This window comes from Variovorax sp. MSC1_012, from assembly GCF_023667525.1.
Classification (GTDB): Bacteria; Pseudomonadota; Gammaproteobacteria; order Burkholderiales; family Burkholderiaceae_C; genus Variovorax; species Variovorax beijingensis_B.
The window spans coordinates 911,454-931,182 of the sequence record NZ_CM174443.1; the positions used below are offsets into that span (position 1 = coordinate 911,454).

Sequence of the window (19,729 nt, forward strand, 5' to 3'; positions counted from 1 at the left end):
GCAGGCTTCACGACGAGACGACGAACGGAGCCTCCCATGAGCAACGAACTTCGCAAGAAGCTGCACGACCTGGCGGAACTGGTCGACAACACCCCGGACCCGCAGACCAAGGCCATCGTCGAGGCCATACGGCTTCAGACGGCCGTGCTGAACGAACGGCTCTTTGCCATCGAACTGCAGCTGGGCACGCTCACCAGGCGCATGGAAAACACGACAGACTGAGTGGCCGCCGCTTTGTAGGGATAATCCCCCACCATGAGCGGCAACACCTTCGGAACTCTCTTCGCGGTCACCAATTTCGGCGAGTCGCACGGCCCGGCCATCGGCTGCGTCATCGACGGCTGCCCCCCGGGCATGGCACTGAGCGAGGCCGACATCCAGGGCGACCTCGACCGCCGCCGTCCCGGCACCAGCCGCCACGTCACCCAGCGCAACGAGCCCGACGCGGTGCAGATCCTTTCCGGCGTCTACGAAGGCAAGACCACCGGCACCCCGATTGCGCTGCTGATCCAGAACACCGACCAGCGCAGCAAGGACTACGGCCAGATCGCCCAGCAGTTCCGCCCCGGCCACGCCGACTTCACCTACTGGAAGAAATACGGCATCCGCGACCCGCGCGGTGGCGGGCGCTCTTCGGCGCGGCTCACGGCGCCCATGGTGGCCGCGGGCGCGGTCGCCAAGAAGTGGCTGGCCGAAAAATACGGCATGGTGTTTCGCGGCTGCATGACGCAGATCGGCGAGATCGCCATTCCGTTCGAGAGCTGGGACCACGTGCCCAACAACCCCTTCTTCGCCCCGATGGCCGACGTGAGCGAGCTCGAGGCCTACATGGACCGCCTGCGCAAGGCCGGCGATTCCTGCGGCGCGCGCATCCGCGTGACGGCCAGCAACGTGCCCATCGGCCTGGGCGAGCCGCTGTTCGACAAGCTCGACGCCGAGATCGCCTACGCGATGATGGGCATCAACGCCGTGAAGGCGGTGGAGATCGGCGCCGGCTTCGACAGCATCACGCAGCGCGGCACCACGCACGGCGACTCGATCACGCCCACCGGCTTCGTCACCAACAACGCGGGCGGCATCCTCGGGGGCATCAGCTCGGGCCAGGACCTCGAGGTGAGCATTGCCATCAAGCCCACCAGCTCGATCATCAGCCCGCGCCAGTCCATCGACATCCACAACAACCCGGTCGAGGTGGTCACCAAGGGCCGCCACGATCCGTGCGTCGGCATCCGCGCGACGCCCATCGCCGAGGCCATGCTCGCGCTCGTGGTCATGGAGCACGTGCTGCGCAACCGCGCGCAGTGCGGTGATGTGCAAACGCAAGCCGAGAAGACCGAAGCCGCGTCGCCACAGGCGTCCTTTCTCTAGTGTCCCCCGCGCCGCCCGTGGCCGCCGGGCGCGGCCACCTGCTGGCGTTCGCTGGTCTGTCGGCCAGCTATTTCGCGCACATCGGTTTCTTCAACCCCTATCTGCCGCTGTGGCTCAAGGACCTGGGGCTGCCGATCTTCACGATCAGCCTGCTGGCCTCGGTGCAGTCGATCACGCGCGTGTTCGCGCCCTATGCCTGGGGCGCGCTAAGCGACCACACGGGGCAGCGCGTGAAGCTGCTGCGCTTCAGCGCCGCGGTGGCGCTCGCCAGCTCGTTCGGACTCTGGTGGCATGGCGGCGCCTGGTGGCTGGCGCTGGTGCTGCTGGTGATGTTCACCCACACCAGCTCGATGATGTCGCTCACCGAGGCCGCCATGGCGCAGCTGGTGGCGGGCGACTGGGGGCGCTACGGGCGCATCCGGCTCTGCGGCTCGGCCGGCTTCCTGGTGACCGTGTTCTTTGCGGGCGAGTGGTTCGAGCACTTCGGCATGAAGCACTTTCCGGCCTGGGCCGCGGGCACGCTGGCCATCGTGCTGATCGCGACCATGAAGTTGCCCGACATCCGCGAGCCGGTGGCGGCGCATGACGCGGTCAAGGAGCCGATCGGACCGGTGCTGCGCATTCCGGCGGTGCGGTGGTTCTTCGCATCGCTGTTCTTCCAGGTGATGTCGCACTTCTCGGTCTACGCTTTTTTCTCGCTGTACCTCGATTCGCTGGGCTACGGCAAGAGCGTCATCGGCCTGCTGTGGGCGCTGTCGGTGGTGGCCGAGATCGTCTGGTTCTTCCTGCAGGGGCGGCTCATCGGCCTCTTGTCGATGCCGCGCTGGATGCTGGTGTGCGGCATTGCCGCCGTGGCGCGGCTGGGCCTCACCGCGGGGCTGGGCGGCTCGATTGCGGCGCTCGTCGTCGCGCAATGGCTGCATGCGCTGAGCTTCGCGGCGCACCACACGACCTGCATCGCCGTGGTGTCGCGCCGCTTTCCCGGCCGGCTGCGCGGGCGGGGGCAGGCGCTCTTCACGGTGATCGGCTACGGGTTCGGCGGTGTGCTGGGCGTGCTGCTCGGCGGTGCGGTGGCGCAGGAACTGGGCTACCGCACCATGTTTGCGCTGGCGGCCGTGCTGGCGGCGGTGGGGAGCTTGTGTGCGTGGCGGGTGATGAGATTGGAGCGGGTGGGCAAGGCCTAGCTTCTCGCGGCCGGCGCGCGGAGATCGCGCGACAAACAAAGTGTCACGGGCCCTAAATGCCCGCGTCATCGGGCTTGCCTACGCTGCGCGCTTTCCAACGCTTTGCCATTCCCATGTCTGTGTCCGACGATCCGCGCGGTGCGCGCACTCCGAGCCATCCTTCCCTGCCCGAATCCCATGGCGAACCGGCGACCCCGCCGCGCCGCCAGGTCCTCAAGCTCGGCGCATCCCTGCTGGCCGTCGGCGGCAGCGGTGCCATGCTGGCCGCCTGCGGCGGCGGAGGAGGCGGCGGTGCGCCCGGCTTCGGACCGTTGCCGGCCCCTGCACCTGCTCCGGCGCCTGCACCACCACCGCCCGCGGCGCCGGCCGATACCAAGGTCTCCAGCTTCGCGCTCGCCGTGATGCCCGACACCCAGTTCTATGCGCGCTATGCCACGGCCGCCGAGAACGATCAATACGACAAGCGCTTCGGCAGCGCACCCTTCGCCGCCCAGACGAAATGGATCGCAGCCAATGCCAAGGCGCTGAACATCCCCTTCACCATCCACCTCGGCGACGTGGTCGACCAGGTCGGCAAGCCCGACCAGTGGAAGGTGGCCGATGCCGCGATGAAGGTGCTCGAAGACGCCAGGCTGCCCTACAGCGTGCTCGCCGGCAACCACGACGTGCTGAACGACGTGGACTACAGCGTCGACCCGAACAGCGGCACCGATGCGACCCGCATCCTTGCCAACGAGCCCTACCTGCAATGGTTCGGCACCGAGCGCGCCAAGAAGCAGGCGACCTTCGGTGCGCGCGACGCCAGCGGCTTCCACGAATACCACGTGTTCGAGGCGCAGGGCCAGAAGTTCATGGTGCTGTCGCTGTCGTGGCGCATCTCGGATGCCGGCATTGCCTGGGCGCGCCAGGTGATCGCGAAGAACCCCACGCTGCCGGTGATCCTGGTCAACCACCAACTGCTCAACATCGCTGCCGACGGCACCAGCCCGCTCGAGACCGACTACGGCAGGATGCTGTGGGAGAAGCTGATCCGCGACAACGACCAGATCTTCATGACGCTCAACGGCCATCACCACGGCGCTGCGCACCTCACGAAGACCAACGATTTCGGCCATCAGGTCGAGGAGATGGTGGTCGACTACCAGATGGCCTACCAGGGCGGCAACGGCCTGATGCGCCTCTATGAATTCGACCTGACCCGCAAGCAGATCAAGGTGCTGTCGTTCTCGCCCTGGGTGCCGCAGAAGCCGGCCGCCACGCTGACGTCCTTCGACCAGGCCGTGCTCGCCACGCCCAACGAGGCCTTCACCATCGAGATGGACTTTGCGCAGCGTTTCGCGGGCTTCAACAAGGGCTTCGGCATGGGCAGCGCCACCATCGATGGTTCGCTGGTCGACCAGGCCAGGGCCCTGATCCTCGCGAACTACACCGAGCCCGAGGTGCTCGCACAGCGGCCGGCCTCGAATCCGGACGACTATCCCAAGGTTGCGAACACGCTCGCGCACTGGCGCTTCTTCGGCGGCGCTGCCAACCAGCCGGTGCTGCCTGGGACCGTCATTGCGGATGTGGCCGGCGCCAATCCACTGCACCGCGACGCGCTGAACCAGGGCGGCATCCAGGGCGCGGCGGACGGCGACATCGTCTGGACCGACGACCGCCACCATCTCTCGGCGGCGCCGGGCTCGGTGCGCTTCCTGAACACCGACAAGAAGCTGCCGCGCCTGAGCTACTTCCTGACCGAGGCAGCGGCACCGATCAACGGCCAGACGCTGGACAACGGCTACACCGTCGAGGCCTTCGTGAAGATCGACAAGAGCTGGACCAGCGACAAGCACGCGTGGATGAACATCATGACGCGCGACGGCCGGCGCGGCGACCTTGCCGACTACCAGGGCGGAGACCCGGAAGCGCCGCCGATGCTGTTCGCGATCTCGAGCCTGCGCGAAGTGCAGTGGGAAGTGGTGCCGAGCGCGGCCGGCGCGCGCTCTCCCAAGACCAACTGGTCCGGCGAGGTGATTGCCGACCGCTGGGTGCATATCGCCATCGTCAGCGACCCGGTGTCGCACGACACCACGATGTATGTCGAAGGTGCGCCGGTGCTGCGCAACATCGGCAACGCACCCGGACTGGCCACGCTCTCGGCCAGTTCGCCCTGGGTGGTGGGCGGCGGCTCATGGGACGGCGCCCGCGTCGACGGCTTCTTCGGCAACATCGGGGAAGTGCGCGTGGTGGGCGCTGCGCTGGCGCCTGGGCAGTGGTTGACAGCGCGCGCGGGCTGAGCAGGAGTAGATAAAGGCGGGGGCTGCTGCTTCCGTCCCGCCTTTTCGGGTTTCCTGTGCGCGCCGCCCATCGCCGAGGCCATGCGACTGGACGATGTTTGCGCTGGCGTTCATGCAAAAGAAAGCCGCGTTGCACCGCAAATGCGGCGCAACGCGGCGTGCGCGAATGTGAACGGCGCCAGCAACAAGTGCCGGCGCCGCACGATCAGGGCACCAGTCCGATCTGGAGATAGCCGCTGGCCGGGTTGCTGCGTGCACCCACGACGACCGATAGCGTGCCGTCCTGGACCGCGAAATAGCGGTCGGTGCCTGCACTATTGATGAGTTTCAGCGCCGGAATCGAGGCGCTCGCCGCATTGAGGCCATAACTCACGTTGGAGACGGTGCCATCGGCCTTGGTCAGCGCTGCGGTATAGGTCGTCGCGTCGAAGCCGAAGGTGCCCCAGGTGCCGTTGTTGTCTCCACCGCGTGCCGTGGTGTTGAGCCACGTCGGCGAATCGATCAGGCCGATGCGGAAGATCGAGTCGTTAGGCGCGACGGAATTGATGCCCGCCGAGAGGTAGACATTCTTTCCGCCCACGAGGATGACCGAGAAAGCACCCCTGTCGTTCGCGTTGGTCACGTTCACCGTGCTCCATGATCCGGCGGACGAGCCAGCCGAAATGCTGTAGGTTGCGATCGAGGCCGGTGGGCAGGCTGCAATGGAGGTGATGCCGACTTCATTGCACAGCAGCAGCGACGTGCCACCTCCAGTCACTTGAACCTGGCGGATCTGCGAATCGAGCACACCGGGCCGCAGGTTGATGCCGAGGCGGTTGTAGACCCCATCGAGTGCGCTTTGCGTCGTCACCGTGGCGCGGGCCCCAATGAACGGCTGGACGGCGTAGCTCCCCGGAACCTGTGCCACCTGGAACGGGAACGAGCCCACCACGGTGTCCGCGGCCAGCCGGAACCGGCTGTTGTTTGCCGCCGCCGTATTGCGCGAGCTCTTGAAGACATAGCTTCCCGGCTGCGAAGCATCGGCGCTGAACGAGTCCGATGCGGCGACGCCGGTTTCATCGGTCATCACGTACGACATCGTGTCGAAGTTGAGCGCGAGCGTCTGCTGGCTGCCGTTCGTTGCGAACACCTTGTAAGACAGGTTCCGGGCATCGCCTGCGGCAACGTTGAAGACCGTGTCCTTGGTCAGGGCTGCATTGGATGTCGCCTTGGCGCTGACGGTGAACAAGCTTGCGGAATTGGTGTTGTTCGCAATCTGCGCCGACCACTTGGTGCTGGAAATGTCCGGGTTGCGCAGGCTCACGGAGCCGGCGGGGTCGGACGTGCTGGTCCAGTCGGATCCCAGGTTGGGGGTGACGGTGATCACATCGCCCGGCTTGACGGAATACTTGCCGTCTCCATTGGCCATTGCCGAACTGCCATTGACCTGAACGGTCACGCTCAATGTCGCGGCGGGCAGGATCGGAAATGGCACGCCGCCGCCTCCGCCACCACCCCCGCCTCCGCATCCCCCCAACGCCCCGACCAAAGCGGCCGCGGCGGAAATATAAAACCATTTCATTACGTTTTTTCCATTTTTGATTGAAGTCGCTGCCTGTCGGGAGACAGGCCACTCGACGCTTTGATCGTAAATGAATACATGAAAATGTAAGAATTTATGAGCACCGGGATATCCCGAGTGTTGTCCTTCCGCCTCGGTTTCCTGGATAGCCGAAATGAAGGACGTAGGGCCCCGACCGGTGTTCGGCTCATGGAGCCCACAAGTCAATTATTTTTTATGGCGCTTACGATAAAGAAATATATAAATAATTAAAATATGATTTAAGGTTTAGTGAATTTCAAATTGAAATAAAGAATATTATTAATTTGTATTGCCTCGGCCCTCGGTCGAAGCGCCTTCAGGACCTTCCAATCGAAAACGTGTGCGAGATCACCTCGTGAGGGCCAAGGAGGGCTCGACGCGAACTTGCACCTCCTCGGGTTTTCGATAACTAAAACCACTTGATTTAGTCGCTTCGCTCGCCGATAGTCTCCCTGCGTCCGGCCGCCGCGCTCCTTCCACACAAGGGCCGTTGCCGGTTATCCAGCCCTGCGGGCGCTCGCCGCCCGCCAACGAACGTACGGAGACAAACCATGTTCAGCTCCCGCTCCATCCTGGCCATGGCGGCCATGTCCCTGGCCGCATCGTCCGCCGCCTTCGCCGCCGACCAGCCCGTCATCGGCCTGGTCACCAAGACCGAGACCAACCCCTTTTTCGTCAAGATGAAGGAGGGCGCGCAGGAAGAGGCCAAGAAGCTCGGCGCCAAGCTGCTCTCGGGCTCGGGCAAGGCCGACGGCGACAACGCGGGCCAGATCACCGCCATGGAAAACATGATCGCCGCGGGCGCCAAGACCATCCTGATCACGCCGAGCGATGCCAAGGCCATCGTGCCGGCCATCAAGAAGGCGCGCGACAAGGGCGTGATGGTGATCGCGCTCGACAGCCCGGCCGATCCGCCGGATGCGACCGATGCGCTCTTCGCCACCAACAACTACACGGCTGGCGTGCTGATCGGCGAATACGCCAAGGCCGCGATGGCCGGCAAGCCGCCGAAGATCGTCGCGCTCGACCTGCTGCCGGGCCACCCGGTGGGCGCGCAGCGGCACAACGGCTTCATGAAGGGCTTCGGCCTGCCGGCCAACGATGCCAAGTCGAACGAGCTGTCGAAGGCGCCCGAGATCGTCTGCATGGCCGACAGCTTCGGCGACCAGGCCAAGGCGCAGACGGCGATGGAAAACTGCCTGCAGAAGGCGCCCGAAGTGAACCTGGTCTACACCATCAACGAACCCGCCGCGGCCGGTGCCTACAACGCGCTCAAGCGCGCGGGCAAGGAGAAGGGCGTGCTGATCGTCTCGGTGGACGGCGGCTGCCAGGGCATCAAGGACACCAACGCCGGCATCATCGCCGCCACCTCGCAGCAGTACCCGCTCAAGATGGCCGCGATGGGCGTGGCCGCGGGGGTGGAGTTTGCCAAGACGGGCAAGAAGGCCTCGGGCTACGTCGACACGGGCGTGACCCTGATCGCGGGCAAGAGCGTGGCCGGCGTCGACAGCAAGGACACCAAGACCGGCGCCGAGCTGTGCTGGGGCAAGAAGTAATCCGGCCCGGAGCATCCTGATGGCGAAATCTCCAACGCACCACATTCCGTGGGGCGCCCTGGGGCCGTGGCTGGCCCTGCTTGGCGCGTGCATCTTCTTTGCGACCCAGTCCGACCGTTTTCTGACGGGGGACAATCTCTCGCTGATCCTGCAGCAGGTGATGGTGGTCGGAGTGATCGCCATCGGCCAGACGCTGATCATTCTCACGGCGGGCATCGACCTGTCGTGCGGCATGGTGATGGCGCTGGGCGGCATCATCATGAGCAAGTTCGCGACCGAGCTCGGCCTGCCGGTGCCGGTGGCCATTCTGTGCGGCGTGGGCGTGACGACGCTGTTCGGGCTGGTCAACGGCCTGCTGGTCACGCGCATCAAGCTGCCGCCCTTCATCGTGACCCTGGGCACGCTGAATATCGCGTTCGCGATCACGCAGCTGTATTCGTCCTCGCAGACCATCACCGACCTGCCCGCCGGCCTCACGGGGCTGGGCACCACCTTCGCCGTTGGCGGCGCCGCGGTGGCTTGGGGTGCGGTGCTGATGCTGGTGCTCTATGCGTTCGCGTGGTTCGTGCTGCGCGAGACGGCGGCGGGGCGGCACATCTACGCGGTGGGCAACAACGCCGAGGCCACGCGCCTGGTGGGCATTCCGACGCAGCGCGTGCTGCTGGGCGTTTACGTGGCGGCGGGTGCGCTCTACGGCATCGCCTCGCTGCTGTCGGTGGCGCGCACCGGCGTGGGCGACCCGAACGCGGGGCAGACCGAGAACCTCGACGCCATCACGGCCGTGGTGCTCGGCGGCACCAGCCTGTTCGGCGGCCGCGGCGTGGTGCTGGGCTCGCTGATCGGCGTGCTGATTGTGGGCGTGTTCCGCAACGGGCTCACGCTGATGGGCGTGTCGTCGATCTACCAGGTGCTGGTGACGGGCGTGCTCGTGATTCTGGCGGTGGCGGCAGACCAGCTGTCGCGCCGGGGAGCCCGCTGATGAACACCGTCGCAAACCCGAAGATCGTGATGCAGGCGCGGGGCCTGGTGAAGCGCTACGGCCAGGTCACGGCGCTCGACGGTGTCGACTTCGAACTGCGCGAAGGAGAAATCCTCGCGGTGATCGGCGACAACGGCGCGGGCAAGTCGTCGCTGATCAAGGCGCTGTCGGGCGCCACCGTTCCCGACGAGGGCGAGATCCTGCTCGACGGCGCGCCGGTGCACTTTCGCAATCCGCTCGATGCACGGCGCGCGGGCATCGAGACGGTCTACCAGGACCTGGCCGTGGCACCCGCCATGACGATCTACGAGAACCTCTTTCTCGGCCGCGAACTGCGCCGCCCCGGCTTTTTGGGCAATGTGCTGCGCATGCTCGACAAGAAGAAGATGCTGCACGAGAGCGCGGCCCGCATGGCAGACCTGAAGGTCGGCATCCAGTCGATGACGCAGGCGGTGGAAACGCTCTCGGGCGGCCAGCGCCAGTGCGTGGCGGTGGCGCGCAGCGCGGCCTTCGCACGGCACGTGGTCATCATGGACGAGCCGACCGCAGCGCTTGGCGTAAAGGAGGGCAACATGGTGCTGGAGCTGATCCGCCGCGTGCGCGACCGCGGCCTGCCGGTGGTGCTCATCAGCCACAACATGCCGCATGTGTTCGAGGTGGCCGACCGCATCCACGTGGCGCGGCTGGGAAAGCGCGCGGCGGTGCTCAACCCGAAGAAGATCAGCATGAGTGACACGGTGGCCGTGATGACCGGCGCCATGACCGCCGACCAGCTGCCCGCGGAGGCGCATGCCTGATGCACAAGCCCCTGCGCGCTCGCCCGACCTGCTGCGGCCCCGCGGGTCCAACCAGGTCGGCATGCGCCAGTTCAACGAGCGCACGGTGCTGCAGGCGCTGCGCGTTCACACCAGCCTGCCCAAGGCCGACCTCGCGCGGCTCACGGGGCTGAGCGCGCAGACCATCGGGCTCATCACCGCGCGGCTCGAGGAAGACGGGCTCATCGTCAAGCAGGGCCGCGTGCGCGGCCGCATCGGGCAGCCTTCGGTGCCGCTTGCCTTGAACCCGGACGGGGCCTTTGCCATCGGCATCAAGGTGGGCCGGCGCGGCGCCGAATGGCTCTTGATCGACTTCACCGCGAAGGTGCGCGAGCGGCATGCGATCAGCTACGACTTTCCCGATGCGGGCGAGCTGCTGCCCGCCATCGCGCAGCACATCCACCGGCTGCGCGATGGCCTCGGGTCGCTGGCCGCGCGCAACGTGGGCGCGGGGCTGGCCGCGCCGTTCCAGCTTGGCGGCTGGCACCGCACGCTGGGCCTGTCGAAGGCGCAGGCCGACCTGTGGAACCAGATGGACCTGGCGGCCGAGGTGCGCGCGCGCACCGAGGTGCCCGTGAGCTTTGCGCGCGACACCGTGGCGGCCTGCGTGGCCGAACTGGTGGGCGGGCGTGGCCATGACCTGAAGAGCTTTCTCTATATCTTCGTCGACACCTTCGTGGGCGGCGGGCTGGTCATCAATTCGCACCTGCACACCGGCGCGCACGGCAACGCGGGCGCGCTGGCTTCGCTGCCGATGCAGCCGGTGCAGGCTGGTGCGGGCGGGGCGCTGCCGCCGCAGGTGATGGCCGAGGCCTCGCTGTGGGAACTGGAACAGCGGCTGCAGGCCCAGGGCCTGGATACCACCGCGGCCTACGACGACCGCGCGCTGCAGGCGCCCTTTGCCGCCGCCACGCAGGCCTGGCTCGGCTCCGCATCGCTGGCGCTGGCGCATGCCATCGTGAGCAGCACGGCGGTGCTCGACCTGGCGGACGTGGTGATGGACGGCTCGATGTCGCGCTCGCTGCTGCAAGCCTTGCTCGAGCAGACCCGTGCCGCGCTGGCCCGGTGCAACTGGGAGGGCTTGTGGGCGCCGCAGCTGCATGGGGGCCGGGTGGGTGCACAGGCGTGTGCGCTGGGCGGCGCGATGCTGCCGCTGCACGCCAACTTCGCACCGGACCACGATGTGTTCCTGAAGGCGGCCTGAGGCGCGGCTCCGGTCCGCTTCTGAATCACACCGCCTATAGCCGCGCCGCTGCTGCGTGCAGGTTGCGTGGCAATCGCAGCGTGCTTGCGCGTGCGCCTTCGGGGCAGGGCCCATCGGAATAGAGGGCGTCGCCCTCGGGCATGACACACTTTTGCACTTCGACGAAGGCGGGCGGCTCTGCGGGAGCGACCGTCGGGCTTTCGATGACGGCGTTCACGAGCGGCGCGCGAAAAGGCACCGGCGGGGTAGACGCTTCCCTGGCCGGCACCGGAGGCTCGACATGGGCCGGCATGGTCGCTGCCGGCAAGGCCGGCGCGCGCGCGGTGCTTTCGTGCACCAGGTCTTTCAAGGCCACATAGAAAAGGGATGTCGCCAGCAGCGCCACGGCCAGGCAAGGCGCCCAGTACCGTTGCGAGCCGGATCGGCGCGCAGCACCCGGGTGCCTGGACGGGTCGATCGTGTGTTCCGGGCTCATGGCTGAAGCTCCTTGGTTGTCTTCAGCCGTTCTTACCGGCGTCTGTCGGGCGCTGCTGTAGGCCTGCGCCATGTGGCGCTACGGAATCCGCCGCGTCGATGCCGTGGAAAGGACCGCTGCGGGGCTTCGCTCACCGGGGTTCTTCAGGGCTTCCAGCGGCGCAGTCCGAGTTCGTCCGCGAGCGCCCGGTAGGCCTGGATGCGGGCCTGCACGTAGTCGTCGAGCGCGGCGCCGGTCAGTGCGAAAGGATAGAGGCCATGCCGTTCGCGCAGCGCCGCATAGCCGGGCGCGGCCGTGGCTTCGGCGAACGCGGCGGTCCATGCGCGCACCACGGCATCGGGCACGTTCGCGCTCAGGTACAGGCCGCGCACGGTCGGCCAGACGATGTCCACGCGTTGCTCGCGCGCGGTCGGCACACCGTCGAGCGCACCGCCCAGCCGCGCCTGCGAGAGCACGGCCAGCAGCCGCACCGCTGCGCCGCCCGCGATGGCCTGCAGCGCCTCGGCGGCGTCGCCGGGGAACGCATCGACGTGCCTGCCCTGCAGCGCGCCCAGCGCGTCGCCGCCGCCTTCGAAGGACACGAAGCGCATGGCGCGGTGGTCGCGGCCGGCGGCGCGCACCAGCAGCGCGGCCTTCACCCAATCCTGGCTGCCGACCGTACCGCCCGCGCCAAAGGCCACGCGCGAGGGGTCCTGGCGCAGTGCGGCCATCAGGTCCTGCAACTGCCTGTAGGGCGAGTCGCGGTGCACGGCGATCACGCCGTAGTCGGTGCCGAGCGCGGCAATCCAGCGCACGGCCGAGGGCGCATGCGGACCGAAGCGGCCCTGCGCGAGGTTGAGCAGCGAGCCGCTGGAGAACGCCACCAGCGTGCCCGGCCCGCCGAGCCGACCGGTGGCGATGCGGTCGAAGGCCACCGCGCCGATGCCGCCCGGCAGGTAGCGCAGGCCGAGCGGCGGCCGCGCGGAGCGCACGGCCTGCAGCGCATCGCGCGCCAGCGCGCAGGTCAGGTCGAAGCCGCCGCCGGCCTTGGCCGGGATCACGCATTCGGCCGCGGCCAACGACGGATCGGTGGTGCTCTGCGCCATGGCCGTGCGGGCGATGCCGGGCATCAGCAGCGCAGACAGCGCGCTGAGCGCATGGCGGCGGGTGGCGAAAGGAATCGGCATGGAAGCGTTGGGCGGCGCGGCGTTTCGGCTAGCTGGCCGCCGGACGGGGCCACCAGATGATCGCATGCAGCCCGGTGCCGGACTCGCGTGCCTCGAGCCGCAACTCCCCGCGGTGCCGCTGCGCGATGGAGCGCGCAATGGCCAGGCCGAGCCCGAAGCCGCCCTTGCCCGCGCGGGCCCCGCGGCGAAAGCGCTGGCCCAGCGCGGTGCGCTCCTCATTGCTCAGGCCGGGGCCGTCGTCCTCGACGTTGAGGCTCCAGCCCGCCGCATCGCCCGCCGCGAAGAGGGTGATCGTGCCTTCGGCCGGCGTGTAGGCGATGGCGTTCGCCACGAGGTTGCTCAATGCTTCGCGCAGCAGTGCCCGGTCGGCCACCGCGAAGAACTCGGCCGCGGGCGCATGGATGCCAAGGTCGATGCGCTTGGCACGCGCGAGCGGCAGCAGGTCGACCGCCACTTCGCGCAGCAGCGCCGCCAGGTCGAACTCGGCGGGCTCCACCGCCACCGTGTCGCTGCGGCCCAGTGCCAGCAGCTGCTGCGCGCTGCGCGTCGCGCGCCCGATCTCGGTGCCGAGCGCGTCGAGCGCGGCCTGCACCTGCGCCGGGTCTTCCTCGCGCCTGGCGTAGTCGGCCTGCATCTGCAGCGTGGTGAGGTGCGTGCGCAGCTGGTGGGACGCATCGTCGAGAAACTGGCGCTGCTGCGCCGCCAGTTCCTGCGTGCGCGACCTCTGCTGGTTGACGGCGGCGACCAGCGGGCGCACTTCCGCGGGCAGGTCTGCGTCCGCGATGCGGGTCAGGTCGTCGGGCGCGCGGGCCTGCACCTCGCGTGCGAGCCGCGACAGCGGCCGCAACGCCGCGGCCAGCGCCAACGAGGTGCTGCACAGCAGCAGTGCGAGCACCAGTCCGTCGCGCAGCGCGGCGCTGCGGACAAAGCGCGCGCTGAACTCCTGCCGCGAGCGCGTGCTCTCGCCCACCTGGATCAGCACGCTGCGCCCGGTGCTGCCGGCCGGCGCGCGGTCGAGGTCGCGCCGGTAGGCCGCAAGCCGCACGGACTCGCCGAAATAGCTTGCGTCGTAGAAGGCCGGCACGCCCGTGCGCAGCTCGGCGGGCGGCGCGGGCAGGTCGGCACTGCCGAGTTCGACCAGGCCGTCGGAGGTCGCCACGCGAAAGAACACCTGGCCGCTGGCCGTGAGCTCGAAGAACTCGAACATCGTGTAGGGCAGTTCGACCGAGAGGCCTCCCGAGGCCGTGGAGATGTTCGCGTCGATCGACTTGAGCGCGCCGAGCAGCGAGCGGTCGTAGGCCGCGTTGGCGGCGGCCAGCGCGTCGTGCCGCGTCATCCACAGCTCGATGCCGGTCACCAGCAGCAGGGCGGGGAACAGCAGCAGCGCGAGCCGCCGCCACAGGCTCGCGCGCCGCAGGCGCTGTGCGAATGGGCGCGGCGCACTCACTCAGTCGGCTTCCAGCACGTAGCCCAGGCCGCGCAGCGTGACGATGCGTACCCCGCTGCCGTCGAGCCGCTTGCGCAGCCGGTAGACCAGCACCTCGACCGCTTCGAGGTGCACCCCCTCGTCGTCGGAGAACACACGGTCGAGGATCTGCTGCTTGGACAGCGGCTCGCCGCTGCGCTGCACCAGCACGCGCAGCACCGCCTGTTCGCGCGGCGACAGTGCCAGCGCTTCGCCGCCCAGCACGAACTGCCGGCGCGCGCCGTCGTACGCGAGCGGCCCGCAGGCCAGGCGCGGATGCTCCACGCCGCGCGCGCGGCGCACCAGCGCATGCAGCCGCGCCTCGAGTTCGGCCAGCGCGAAGGGCTTGGCCAGGAAGTCGTCGGCGCCCGCATTGAGCGAGGCCACGCGCTCGTTGAGCGAATCGCGCGCAGTGAGGATCAGCGCGGGCAGCCGCTGGTCGCGCTCGCGCAGCCGCTGCAGCACTGTGTGGCCGTCCATGCCCGGCAGGCCGAGGTCGAGCACCAGCGCATCGTGGTCGCGCTGCTGCAGCGCGCGGTCGGCGAGCCGGCCGTCGTCCACCCATTCGACCTGGATGCCCGCATGCTCCAGCGCCTTGCACAGCCAGGTGCCCAGGGTGTGTTCGTCTTCGGCCAGCAGGATGCGCATGGCGCGATGCTAGGGGCTGCGGCGTCAGTCGGGCTTGATGTTGGCCCTTGCAATCACCTTCTGCCAGCGCGACTGCTCGGCCACGATGAACTGCGCGAACTGCTCGGGCGTGCCGCCGACGGCCTCGGCCGCATCGGCCGTGAGCCGCTGCATCGAATCGGGCGACTTCACGGCCTTCATCGTTTCGGCCGAGAGCCTGGCCAGCTGCGCGGGCTCGATGCTGGCCGGCGCGAGCATGCCGTACCACTGGGTCATCTCGAAGCCCGGAAAGCCCTGCTCGGCCACCGTGGCCACGTCGGGCAGCTGCGCCAGGCGCCTGGCCGAGCCGGTGGCAATGCAGCGCACCTTGCCGGTCTTGATGAACGGGAGGATTGCCGCGGCGCCGATGGCCGAGGCATCGAGCCGGCCAGAGAGCAGGTCGGTCACCATCGGCCCGGTGCCGCGGTAAGGGACGTGCAGCATGAACACGCCGGCGGTCATCTTCAGGTATTCGAAGGCCAGGTGGCCTGCGCTGCCGTTGCCCGCGGAGCCGTAGCTCAGCTTGCCGGGATTCGACTTGGCGTAGGCGATGAACTCCTTGAGGTTCTTGGCCGGCACGTCGGGATGCACCACGTAGAGGCTGGGCACCTTGGCCAGCAGGCTCACGGGCTTGAAGTCCTTGTTCGCGTCGTAGGGCAGCTTGGCGAAGATGTACGGGTTGACCGCCAGCGTGCCGATGTGGCCGAGGATCAGCGTGTGCTGGTCGGTGCTGCGCGCCACCTCGCTCATCGCGATGTTGCCGGCCGCGCCCGGCTTGTTGTCGACGAAGACGCTCTGGCCCAGCGTGCGCGAAAGCTCGGCGGCGGTGGAGCGCGCGACGATCTCCGAGCTGCCGCCCGGCGCAAAGGGCACGACGAAGCGCACCGACTTGCTGGGCCAGCCGGCCTGCGCCGAGGCCAGCGAAGGCAGCAGGCCGCCCAGGGCCAGGGCGCCGCCGCCCTGCAGCCACTGGCGGCGCGTGGACTGCGGGTCGTTCGGGAAGTCATTGGACATGATGCTTGTCTCCATCGCTCGTGTGAAAGAAAGCCCGCATCCTGCCGCAGGGATGCTGTCGGAAAGCTGTCGGTCAGATCAGGTTGCGCATCGCCTGCGCGGTTTCACGCAGCACCGGCAGCACGCGCGCCACCGCGTCCTCGGAGCTTTCGTGGCCCATCGGCATGGTGATGTTGAGCGCGCCCACCAGGGTGCCGTGCCGGTCGCGCAGCGGCACCGCAATGCCGCGCGAATTGAGGTCGAGCTGCTGCTCCGACAGCGCCCAGCCCTGGGCGCGGATGCGTGCGAGCTCCAGCTTCATGCGCTCCATGCTCGCGATGGTGTGCGAGGTGAACACCTGCAGCTGCCGCGTGGCGAGCCATTCGGACAGCTCGGCGTCGCCGCGCAGCGCGAGCATCAGCATGCCCGCGGCCGTGACCTGCGCCGGCACCCGCGCGCCCAGCACGTAGCCGGTGCTCATGCTGCGATTGGGGCCGTTGCGCGCGATGTAGACCACCTCGTCGCCGTCCATCACGCTCAGGTAGGCGATCTCGCTGGTGCCGGCGGCCACGCGCTGCAGGAAGGGCTGGACGATGCGCGGCAGCCGGGCCGAGTCGAGGTACGACTGGCCCAGCCGCAGCACGCGCGGCGTGAGCCAGAACAGCTTGCCGTCGCTCGCCACATAGCCCATGTGCTGCAGCGTCAGCAGGTAGCGGCGCGCGGCCGTGCGCGTCATGCCGGTGCGTTCGCCGGCCTGGCTGGCGGTGAGGCGCGGATGGGCATCGTCGAAGGCTTCGATGATGCTCACGCCGCGTTCCAGCCCGGCGATCCAGTCGCGCTTGTCGAGGCCGGCGGGCGCTGGAGATGGATCGGTGGCATCGGTGCTCATGGCCCGAAGTGTGCCGTGCAGCGGGCGGCGCGGCGGCCCGGCCGGATCAGGACAAACCCTGTTTATGTACGATCATCGAACGAATAAGGACGATTGTCGATCGATCGTGGCTTGATTCCTGAGCGAAATCCACAGCGAGGTGGCTAAAGTTCGCCTTGGCAGTGGCCCTGGAGCGATTGCCGTACAAAAAGAGGCAAGACATGACCACCTCCATCAGCGGCAGCACCCTGGCGTACCTGATTCCCGGCGACCCTGTGCGCAACGTGCGCCTGCCCCGGATGTTCAACGCCGCCTTCGAGCGCTTCGGCATCGACGCCGTGCTGGTGCCCGTGCAGGTGCCGCTGCGCGATTTCGCGGTGTTCTTCAAGTCGGCATTCCTCGCGCGCAACGTGCGCGGCATGGTGATTGCGCCGCCGCACAAGCCGCTGGCGGTCGACCTGCTCGATGGCTGCGGCCTGTTCGGCCGGGTGGCGGGCTCGGTCAACGTGGTGCGCCGCATCGAGAACAGCGAGCTGGAGGGCGACCTGTTCGACGGCGAAGGCCTGCTGGGCGCGCTGGACCACTTCAAAATTCCGTTCCGCGGCAAGCGGGTGCTGATCCTGGGCGCCGGCGTGAGCGCCGCGGCCATCGGCGTGGCGCTGGCCGAAGGCGGCACGGTCGATGGCGCCGAGCACATCGCCTTCTACGACACCTCGGCCGGCAGGGCGGCCGGCGTGGCGGCCAAGCTCGACGCCTTCTTCGATGCCAACGTAGTGGCGGTCGACAGCAATGCGCCCGAAGGCTACGACCTCGTCATCAATGCCACGCCGCTGGGCCTGGACGAGGCCGACGCGCTGCCCGTCGATGTCGCGCGCATGGATCCCCATGCCGCGCTGTTCGACATTCTGCTGCGCAACCAGCCGACGCCGCTGGTGCGCGCGGCACGCGCGCGCGGCCTCAATGCGCAGGCCGGCTTCGAGATGCTGATCCAGCAGATGCCGCACTACTTCGGGTACTTCGGCCACAAGGATGCGGCCGAAGCGCTGCGCAAGGACTCGGATTTCCTGCGCGAACTGATCTATCCGGCCGCCATGGCCGCGGAGATTGCAGCCCCCTTGCGCTATCACTCCGACAACGTCGCCTGAAAGCGCGAGCCCGACAGAACCGATCAGAACAATTTCAACAGGAGGCAAACAATGACAAGGATCTTCTCGTGGTACTGCCGGGGGCTCGAAGGGCTCATGGCGCTGATGCTGGCCCTCATGGTGGCCATGGTGTTCGGCAACGTCGTGCTGCGCTACGGCTTCAATTCGGGCATCACCGTGTCGGAGGAAGTGTCGCGCTGGCTCTTCGTCTGGATGACCTTTCTCGGCGCCATCGTCGCGGTGCGCGAGCACGGCCACCTGGGCACCGACATGCTGATCTCGAAGCTGCCCACCTGGGGCAAGAAGCTGTGCCTGTACCTGTCGCACGGGCTGATGCTGTTCGCCTCGTACCTGCTGCTCACGGGCAGCTGGCAGCAGACGCTGATCAACTGGGACGTGAGCGCGCCCACCACCGGCACCTCGGTCGGGATCTTCTATTTCGTCGGCGTGGTGTTCGGCGTCTCGGCCATCGTGTTTCTGCTGTACGACCTGTGGCTGGCGCTGAGCGGAAAGCTCAGCGACGCCGAGCTCGTGATGGTGCACGAGTCGGAAGAGCAGGGCGACATCGACCGCATCAACGCCGAACTGGCGCGCCGCGATGCCGAAGAAGAGGCACGCGCCCGCCAGGGCCGCGGCAACGATACGCGGGGCCGCTGACATGACGATCGCCATCTTCCTCGGTGCCCTGCTGGGCGCCATGGCCATCGGCGTGCCGATCGCCTATTCGCTGCTGCTGTGCGGTGTCGCGCTGATGTGGCACCTCGACCTTTTCGATGCACAGATCCTGGCGCAGAACGTGATCAACGGCGCCGACAGCTTTCCGCTGCTGGCCGTGCCCTTCTTCATGCTGGCCGGCGAGGCCATGAACCAGGGCGGGCTGTCGCGGCGCATCGTGAACCTGGCGCTGGCGGTGGTCGGCCACGTGCGCGGCGGCCTCGGCTACGTGGCGATCGTGGCGGCCTGCATCCTTTCGGCGCTCTCGGGTTCGGCGGTGGCCGACGCGGCCGCGCTGTCGGCGCTGCTGATTCCCATGATGGTGGCCGCCGGCCACGACAAGGCCCGCTCGGGCGGCCTGATCGCGGCCTCGGGCGTGATCGGCCCGATCATCCCGCCCTCGATCGGGTTCGTGATCTTCGGCGTTGCCGCCAACGTGTCGATCTCGAAGCTCTTTCTTGCGGGCATCTTCCCGGGCATCCTGATCGGCGCTTCGCTCTGGTTCACGTGGTGGTGGCTGGTGCGCAAGGAAAAAGTGCTGCCGCCACCACGCAAGTCCAGGGGCGAGATGCTCACCGCGCTGCGCGAAGCGACCTGGGCGCTGCTGCTGCCGCTGATCATCCTGGTGGGCCTGCGCTTCGGCATCTTCACGCCCACCGAGGCGGCCGTGGTGGCCGCGGTCTACGCGATCTTCGTGGCCACCGTCGTCTACCGCGAGCTCAAGCCCTCGCAGTTCTACGCCATGTTCGTCTCGGCCGCCAAGACCAGCGCGATCGTGATGTTCCTGGTTGCAGCGGCCATGGTCTCGGCCTGGCTCATCACCGTGGCCGACCTGCCGGCCAAGCTGGTCGCGCTGCTCGAGCCGCTGATCGCGAGCCCGATGCTGCTGATGATCGTGATCATGGTGCTGGTGATGGCGGTCGGCACCGCGATGGACATGACGCCCACCATCCTGATCCTCACGCCGGTGCTGATGCCGGTCATCAAGGCCGCGGGGATCGATCCGGTCTACTTCGGCGTGCTCTTCATCATCAACAACTCGATCGGCCTCATCACGCCGCCGGTGGGGACGGTGCTCAACGTGGTGGCCGGCGTCGGCCGGATGAAGATGGACGAACTCACGCGCGGCGTGTGGCCCTTTGCCCTGGCCGAGTTCGGAATGATGTTCCTGATGGTGATGTTCCCTCAGCTCGTCATCTGGCCGGCCCGGCTGCTGAGCGGCTGACATTCGCCCTTTCTTTTTTCCCAGATCAACCCAAGGAGACTTTCA

Annotated in this window: 18 protein-coding genes; 11 read left to right on the top strand and 7 right to left on the bottom strand. The window is 67.8% G+C overall.

Annotated features, from left to right (window positions below; translation table 11 throughout):
* The first annotated feature begins 36 nt into the window (after positions 1 to 36).
* The 4 genes from L1081_RS04220 to L1081_RS04235 all read left to right on the top strand — a co-directional run bounded on the left by L1081_RS04220 (position 37) and on the right by L1081_RS04235 (position 4,831).
* The gene (locus L1081_RS04220) at positions 37 to 222 is read left to right on the top strand and encodes a hypothetical protein (RefSeq protein WP_489415325.1); all 186 of its coding nucleotides are present in this window, start codon (positions 37 to 39) and stop codon (positions 220 to 222) included.
* A 33-nt stretch (positions 223 to 255) separates the two neighbouring features.
* Entirely contained in the window at positions 256 to 1,368 is a 1,113-nt protein-coding gene (aroC, locus tag L1081_RS04225; RefSeq protein WP_489415326.1) for a chorismate synthase, read from the top strand.
* Positions 1,368 to 2,552: an MFS transporter gene (locus L1081_RS04230; RefSeq protein ID WP_489415327.1), complete on the top strand. Its 1,185-nt coding sequence runs from the start codon at positions 1,368 to 1,370 to the stop codon at positions 2,550 to 2,552. The genes aroC and L1081_RS04230 overlap by 1 nt, the downstream gene beginning before the upstream one ends.
* A gap of 113 nt (positions 2,553 to 2,665) precedes the next feature.
* A complete protein-coding gene (locus tag L1081_RS04235) occupies positions 2,666 to 4,831 on the top strand; it encodes a LamG-like jellyroll fold domain-containing protein (RefSeq protein WP_489415328.1) in 2,166 nt (721 codons plus the stop codon).
* A gap of 205 nt (positions 4,832 to 5,036) precedes the next feature.
* Here L1081_RS04235 and L1081_RS04240 read toward each other — a convergent pair whose 3' ends face one another.
* A complete protein-coding gene (locus tag L1081_RS04240) occupies positions 5,037 to 6,392 on the bottom strand; it encodes a hypothetical protein (RefSeq protein WP_489415329.1) in 1,356 nt (451 codons plus the stop codon).
* 572 nt (positions 6,393 to 6,964) lie between these two features.
* On the opposite strand from L1081_RS04240, the gene L1081_RS04245 reads away from it, so the two are divergent.
* Genes L1081_RS04245 through L1081_RS04260 form a run of 4 tightly spaced genes read left to right on the top strand, consistent with a single transcriptional unit; the run spans position 6,965 to position 10,967 of the window.
* A complete protein-coding gene (locus L1081_RS04245) occupies positions 6,965 to 7,969 on the top strand; it encodes a sugar ABC transporter substrate-binding protein (RefSeq protein ID WP_489415330.1) in 1,005 nt (334 codons plus the stop codon).
* Between the two features lie 19 nt (positions 7,970 to 7,988).
* On the top strand, positions 7,989 to 8,948 hold the full coding sequence (locus tag L1081_RS04250) for an ABC transporter permease subunit (RefSeq protein ID WP_489415331.1): 960 nt from the start codon (positions 7,989 to 7,991) through the stop codon (positions 8,946 to 8,948).
* Positions 8,948 to 9,745 (top strand): ATP-binding cassette domain-containing protein, encoded by a 798-nt coding sequence (locus L1081_RS04255; protein WP_489415332.1) that lies wholly within the window; start codon positions 8,948 to 8,950, stop codon positions 9,743 to 9,745. Before L1081_RS04250 ends, L1081_RS04255 begins: the two co-directional genes overlap by 1 nt.
* Positions 9,738 to 10,967: an ROK family protein gene (locus L1081_RS04260; RefSeq protein ID WP_489415333.1), complete on the top strand. Its 1,230-nt coding sequence runs from the start codon at positions 9,738 to 9,740 to the stop codon at positions 10,965 to 10,967. Before L1081_RS04255 ends, L1081_RS04260 begins: the two co-directional genes overlap by 8 nt.
* A gap of 34 nt (positions 10,968 to 11,001) precedes the next feature.
* Here the strand turns inward: L1081_RS04260 and L1081_RS04265 are convergent, their stop codons facing one another.
* From L1081_RS04265 to L1081_RS04290, 6 genes are all read right to left on the bottom strand, one after another.
* Positions 11,002 to 11,442: a hypothetical protein gene (locus L1081_RS04265; protein WP_489415334.1), complete on the bottom strand. Its 441-nt coding sequence runs from the start codon at positions 11,440 to 11,442 to the stop codon at positions 11,002 to 11,004.
* 143 nt (positions 11,443 to 11,585) lie between these two features.
* Positions 11,586 to 12,608, bottom strand: a complete 1,023-nt coding sequence (locus L1081_RS04270) for a tripartite tricarboxylate transporter substrate-binding protein (protein WP_489415335.1) — start codon at positions 12,606 to 12,608, stop codon at positions 11,586 to 11,588.
* 28 nt (positions 12,609 to 12,636) lie between these two features.
* Entirely contained in the window at positions 12,637 to 14,055 is a 1,419-nt protein-coding gene (locus L1081_RS04275) for a sensor histidine kinase N-terminal domain-containing protein (protein WP_489415336.1), read from the bottom strand.
* Positions 14,056 to 14,721, bottom strand: coding sequence for a response regulator (locus tag L1081_RS04280; RefSeq protein ID WP_489415337.1), 666 nt, complete (start codon positions 14,719 to 14,721; stop codon positions 14,056 to 14,058).
* A gap of 24 nt (positions 14,722 to 14,745) precedes the next feature.
* Positions 14,746 to 15,753, bottom strand: a complete 1,008-nt coding sequence (locus tag L1081_RS04285) for a tripartite tricarboxylate transporter substrate-binding protein (protein WP_489415338.1) — start codon at positions 15,751 to 15,753, stop codon at positions 14,746 to 14,748.
* Positions 15,754 to 15,826: 73 nt separating this feature from the next.
* Positions 15,827 to 16,621 carry an IclR family transcriptional regulator domain-containing protein gene (locus tag L1081_RS04290; protein ID WP_489415339.1) on the bottom strand — a complete coding sequence of 265 codons (795 nt, stop codon included), beginning with the start codon at positions 16,619 to 16,621 and terminating at the stop codon, positions 15,827 to 15,829.
* Between the two features lie 200 nt (positions 16,622 to 16,821).
* Between L1081_RS04290 and L1081_RS04295 the strand changes: the two genes are divergently transcribed.
* Genes L1081_RS04295 through L1081_RS04305 form a run of 3 tightly spaced genes read left to right on the top strand, consistent with a single transcriptional unit; the run spans position 16,822 to position 19,684 of the window.
* Complete coding sequence (locus L1081_RS04295) at positions 16,822 to 17,745, top strand: shikimate dehydrogenase family protein (RefSeq protein WP_489415340.1); 924 nt, start codon at positions 16,822 to 16,824, stop codon at positions 17,743 to 17,745.
* Positions 17,746 to 17,796: 51 nt separating this feature from the next.
* Entirely contained in the window at positions 17,797 to 18,402 is a 606-nt protein-coding gene (locus tag L1081_RS04300; protein ID WP_489415341.1) for a TRAP transporter small permease subunit, read from the top strand.
* 1 nt (position 18,403) lies between these two features.
* Positions 18,404 to 19,684 (top strand): TRAP transporter large permease subunit, encoded by a 1,281-nt coding sequence (locus L1081_RS04305; RefSeq protein WP_489415342.1) that lies wholly within the window; start codon positions 18,404 to 18,406, stop codon positions 19,682 to 19,684.
* Positions 19,685 to 19,729 lie beyond the last annotated feature (45 nt).

What these genes read in the sequence shown, in the direction of transcription:
- L1081_RS04220 (WP_489415325.1), top strand. Translation starts at nt 37, where the DNA reads ATGAGCAACGAACTTCGCAAGAAGCTGCACGACCTGGCGGAACTGGTC.
- aroC (WP_489415326.1), top strand. Translation starts at nt 256, where the DNA reads ATGAGCGGCAACACCTTCGGAACTCTCTTCGCGGTCACCAATTTCGGC.
- L1081_RS04235 (WP_489415328.1), top strand. Translation starts at nt 2,666, where the DNA reads ATGTCTGTGTCCGACGATCCGCGCGGTGCGCGCACTCCGAGCCATCCT.
- L1081_RS04240 (WP_489415329.1), bottom strand. Translation starts at nt 6,392, where the DNA reads ATGAAATGGTTTTATATTTCCGCCGCGGCCGCTTTGGTCGGGGCGTTG.
- L1081_RS04245 (WP_489415330.1), top strand. Translation starts at nt 6,965, where the DNA reads ATGTTCAGCTCCCGCTCCATCCTGGCCATGGCGGCCATGTCCCTGGCC.
- L1081_RS04250 (WP_489415331.1), top strand. Translation starts at nt 7,989, where the DNA reads ATGGCGAAATCTCCAACGCACCACATTCCGTGGGGCGCCCTGGGGCCG.
- L1081_RS04255 (WP_489415332.1), top strand. Translation starts at nt 8,948, where the DNA reads ATGAACACCGTCGCAAACCCGAAGATCGTGATGCAGGCGCGGGGCCTG.
- L1081_RS04260 (WP_489415333.1), top strand. Translation starts at nt 9,738, where the DNA reads ATGCCTGATGCACAAGCCCCTGCGCGCTCGCCCGACCTGCTGCGGCCC.
- L1081_RS04265 (WP_489415334.1), bottom strand. Translation starts at nt 11,442, where the DNA reads ATGAGCCCGGAACACACGATCGACCCGTCCAGGCACCCGGGTGCTGCG.
- L1081_RS04270 (WP_489415335.1), bottom strand. Translation starts at nt 12,608, where the DNA reads ATGCCGATTCCTTTCGCCACCCGCCGCCATGCGCTCAGCGCGCTGTCT.
- L1081_RS04280 (WP_489415337.1), bottom strand. Translation starts at nt 14,721, where the DNA reads ATGCGCATCCTGCTGGCCGAAGACGAACACACCCTGGGCACCTGGCTG.
- L1081_RS04285 (WP_489415338.1), bottom strand. Translation starts at nt 15,753, where the DNA reads ATGTCCAATGACTTCCCGAACGACCCGCAGTCCACGCGCCGCCAGTGG.
- L1081_RS04290 (WP_489415339.1), bottom strand. Translation starts at nt 16,621, where the DNA reads ATGAGCACCGATGCCACCGATCCATCTCCAGCGCCCGCCGGCCTCGAC.
- L1081_RS04295 (WP_489415340.1), top strand. Translation starts at nt 16,822, where the DNA reads ATGACCACCTCCATCAGCGGCAGCACCCTGGCGTACCTGATTCCCGGC.
- L1081_RS04300 (WP_489415341.1), top strand. Translation starts at nt 17,797, where the DNA reads ATGACAAGGATCTTCTCGTGGTACTGCCGGGGGCTCGAAGGGCTCATG.
- L1081_RS04305 (WP_489415342.1), top strand. Translation starts at nt 18,404, where the DNA reads ATGACGATCGCCATCTTCCTCGGTGCCCTGCTGGGCGCCATGGCCATC.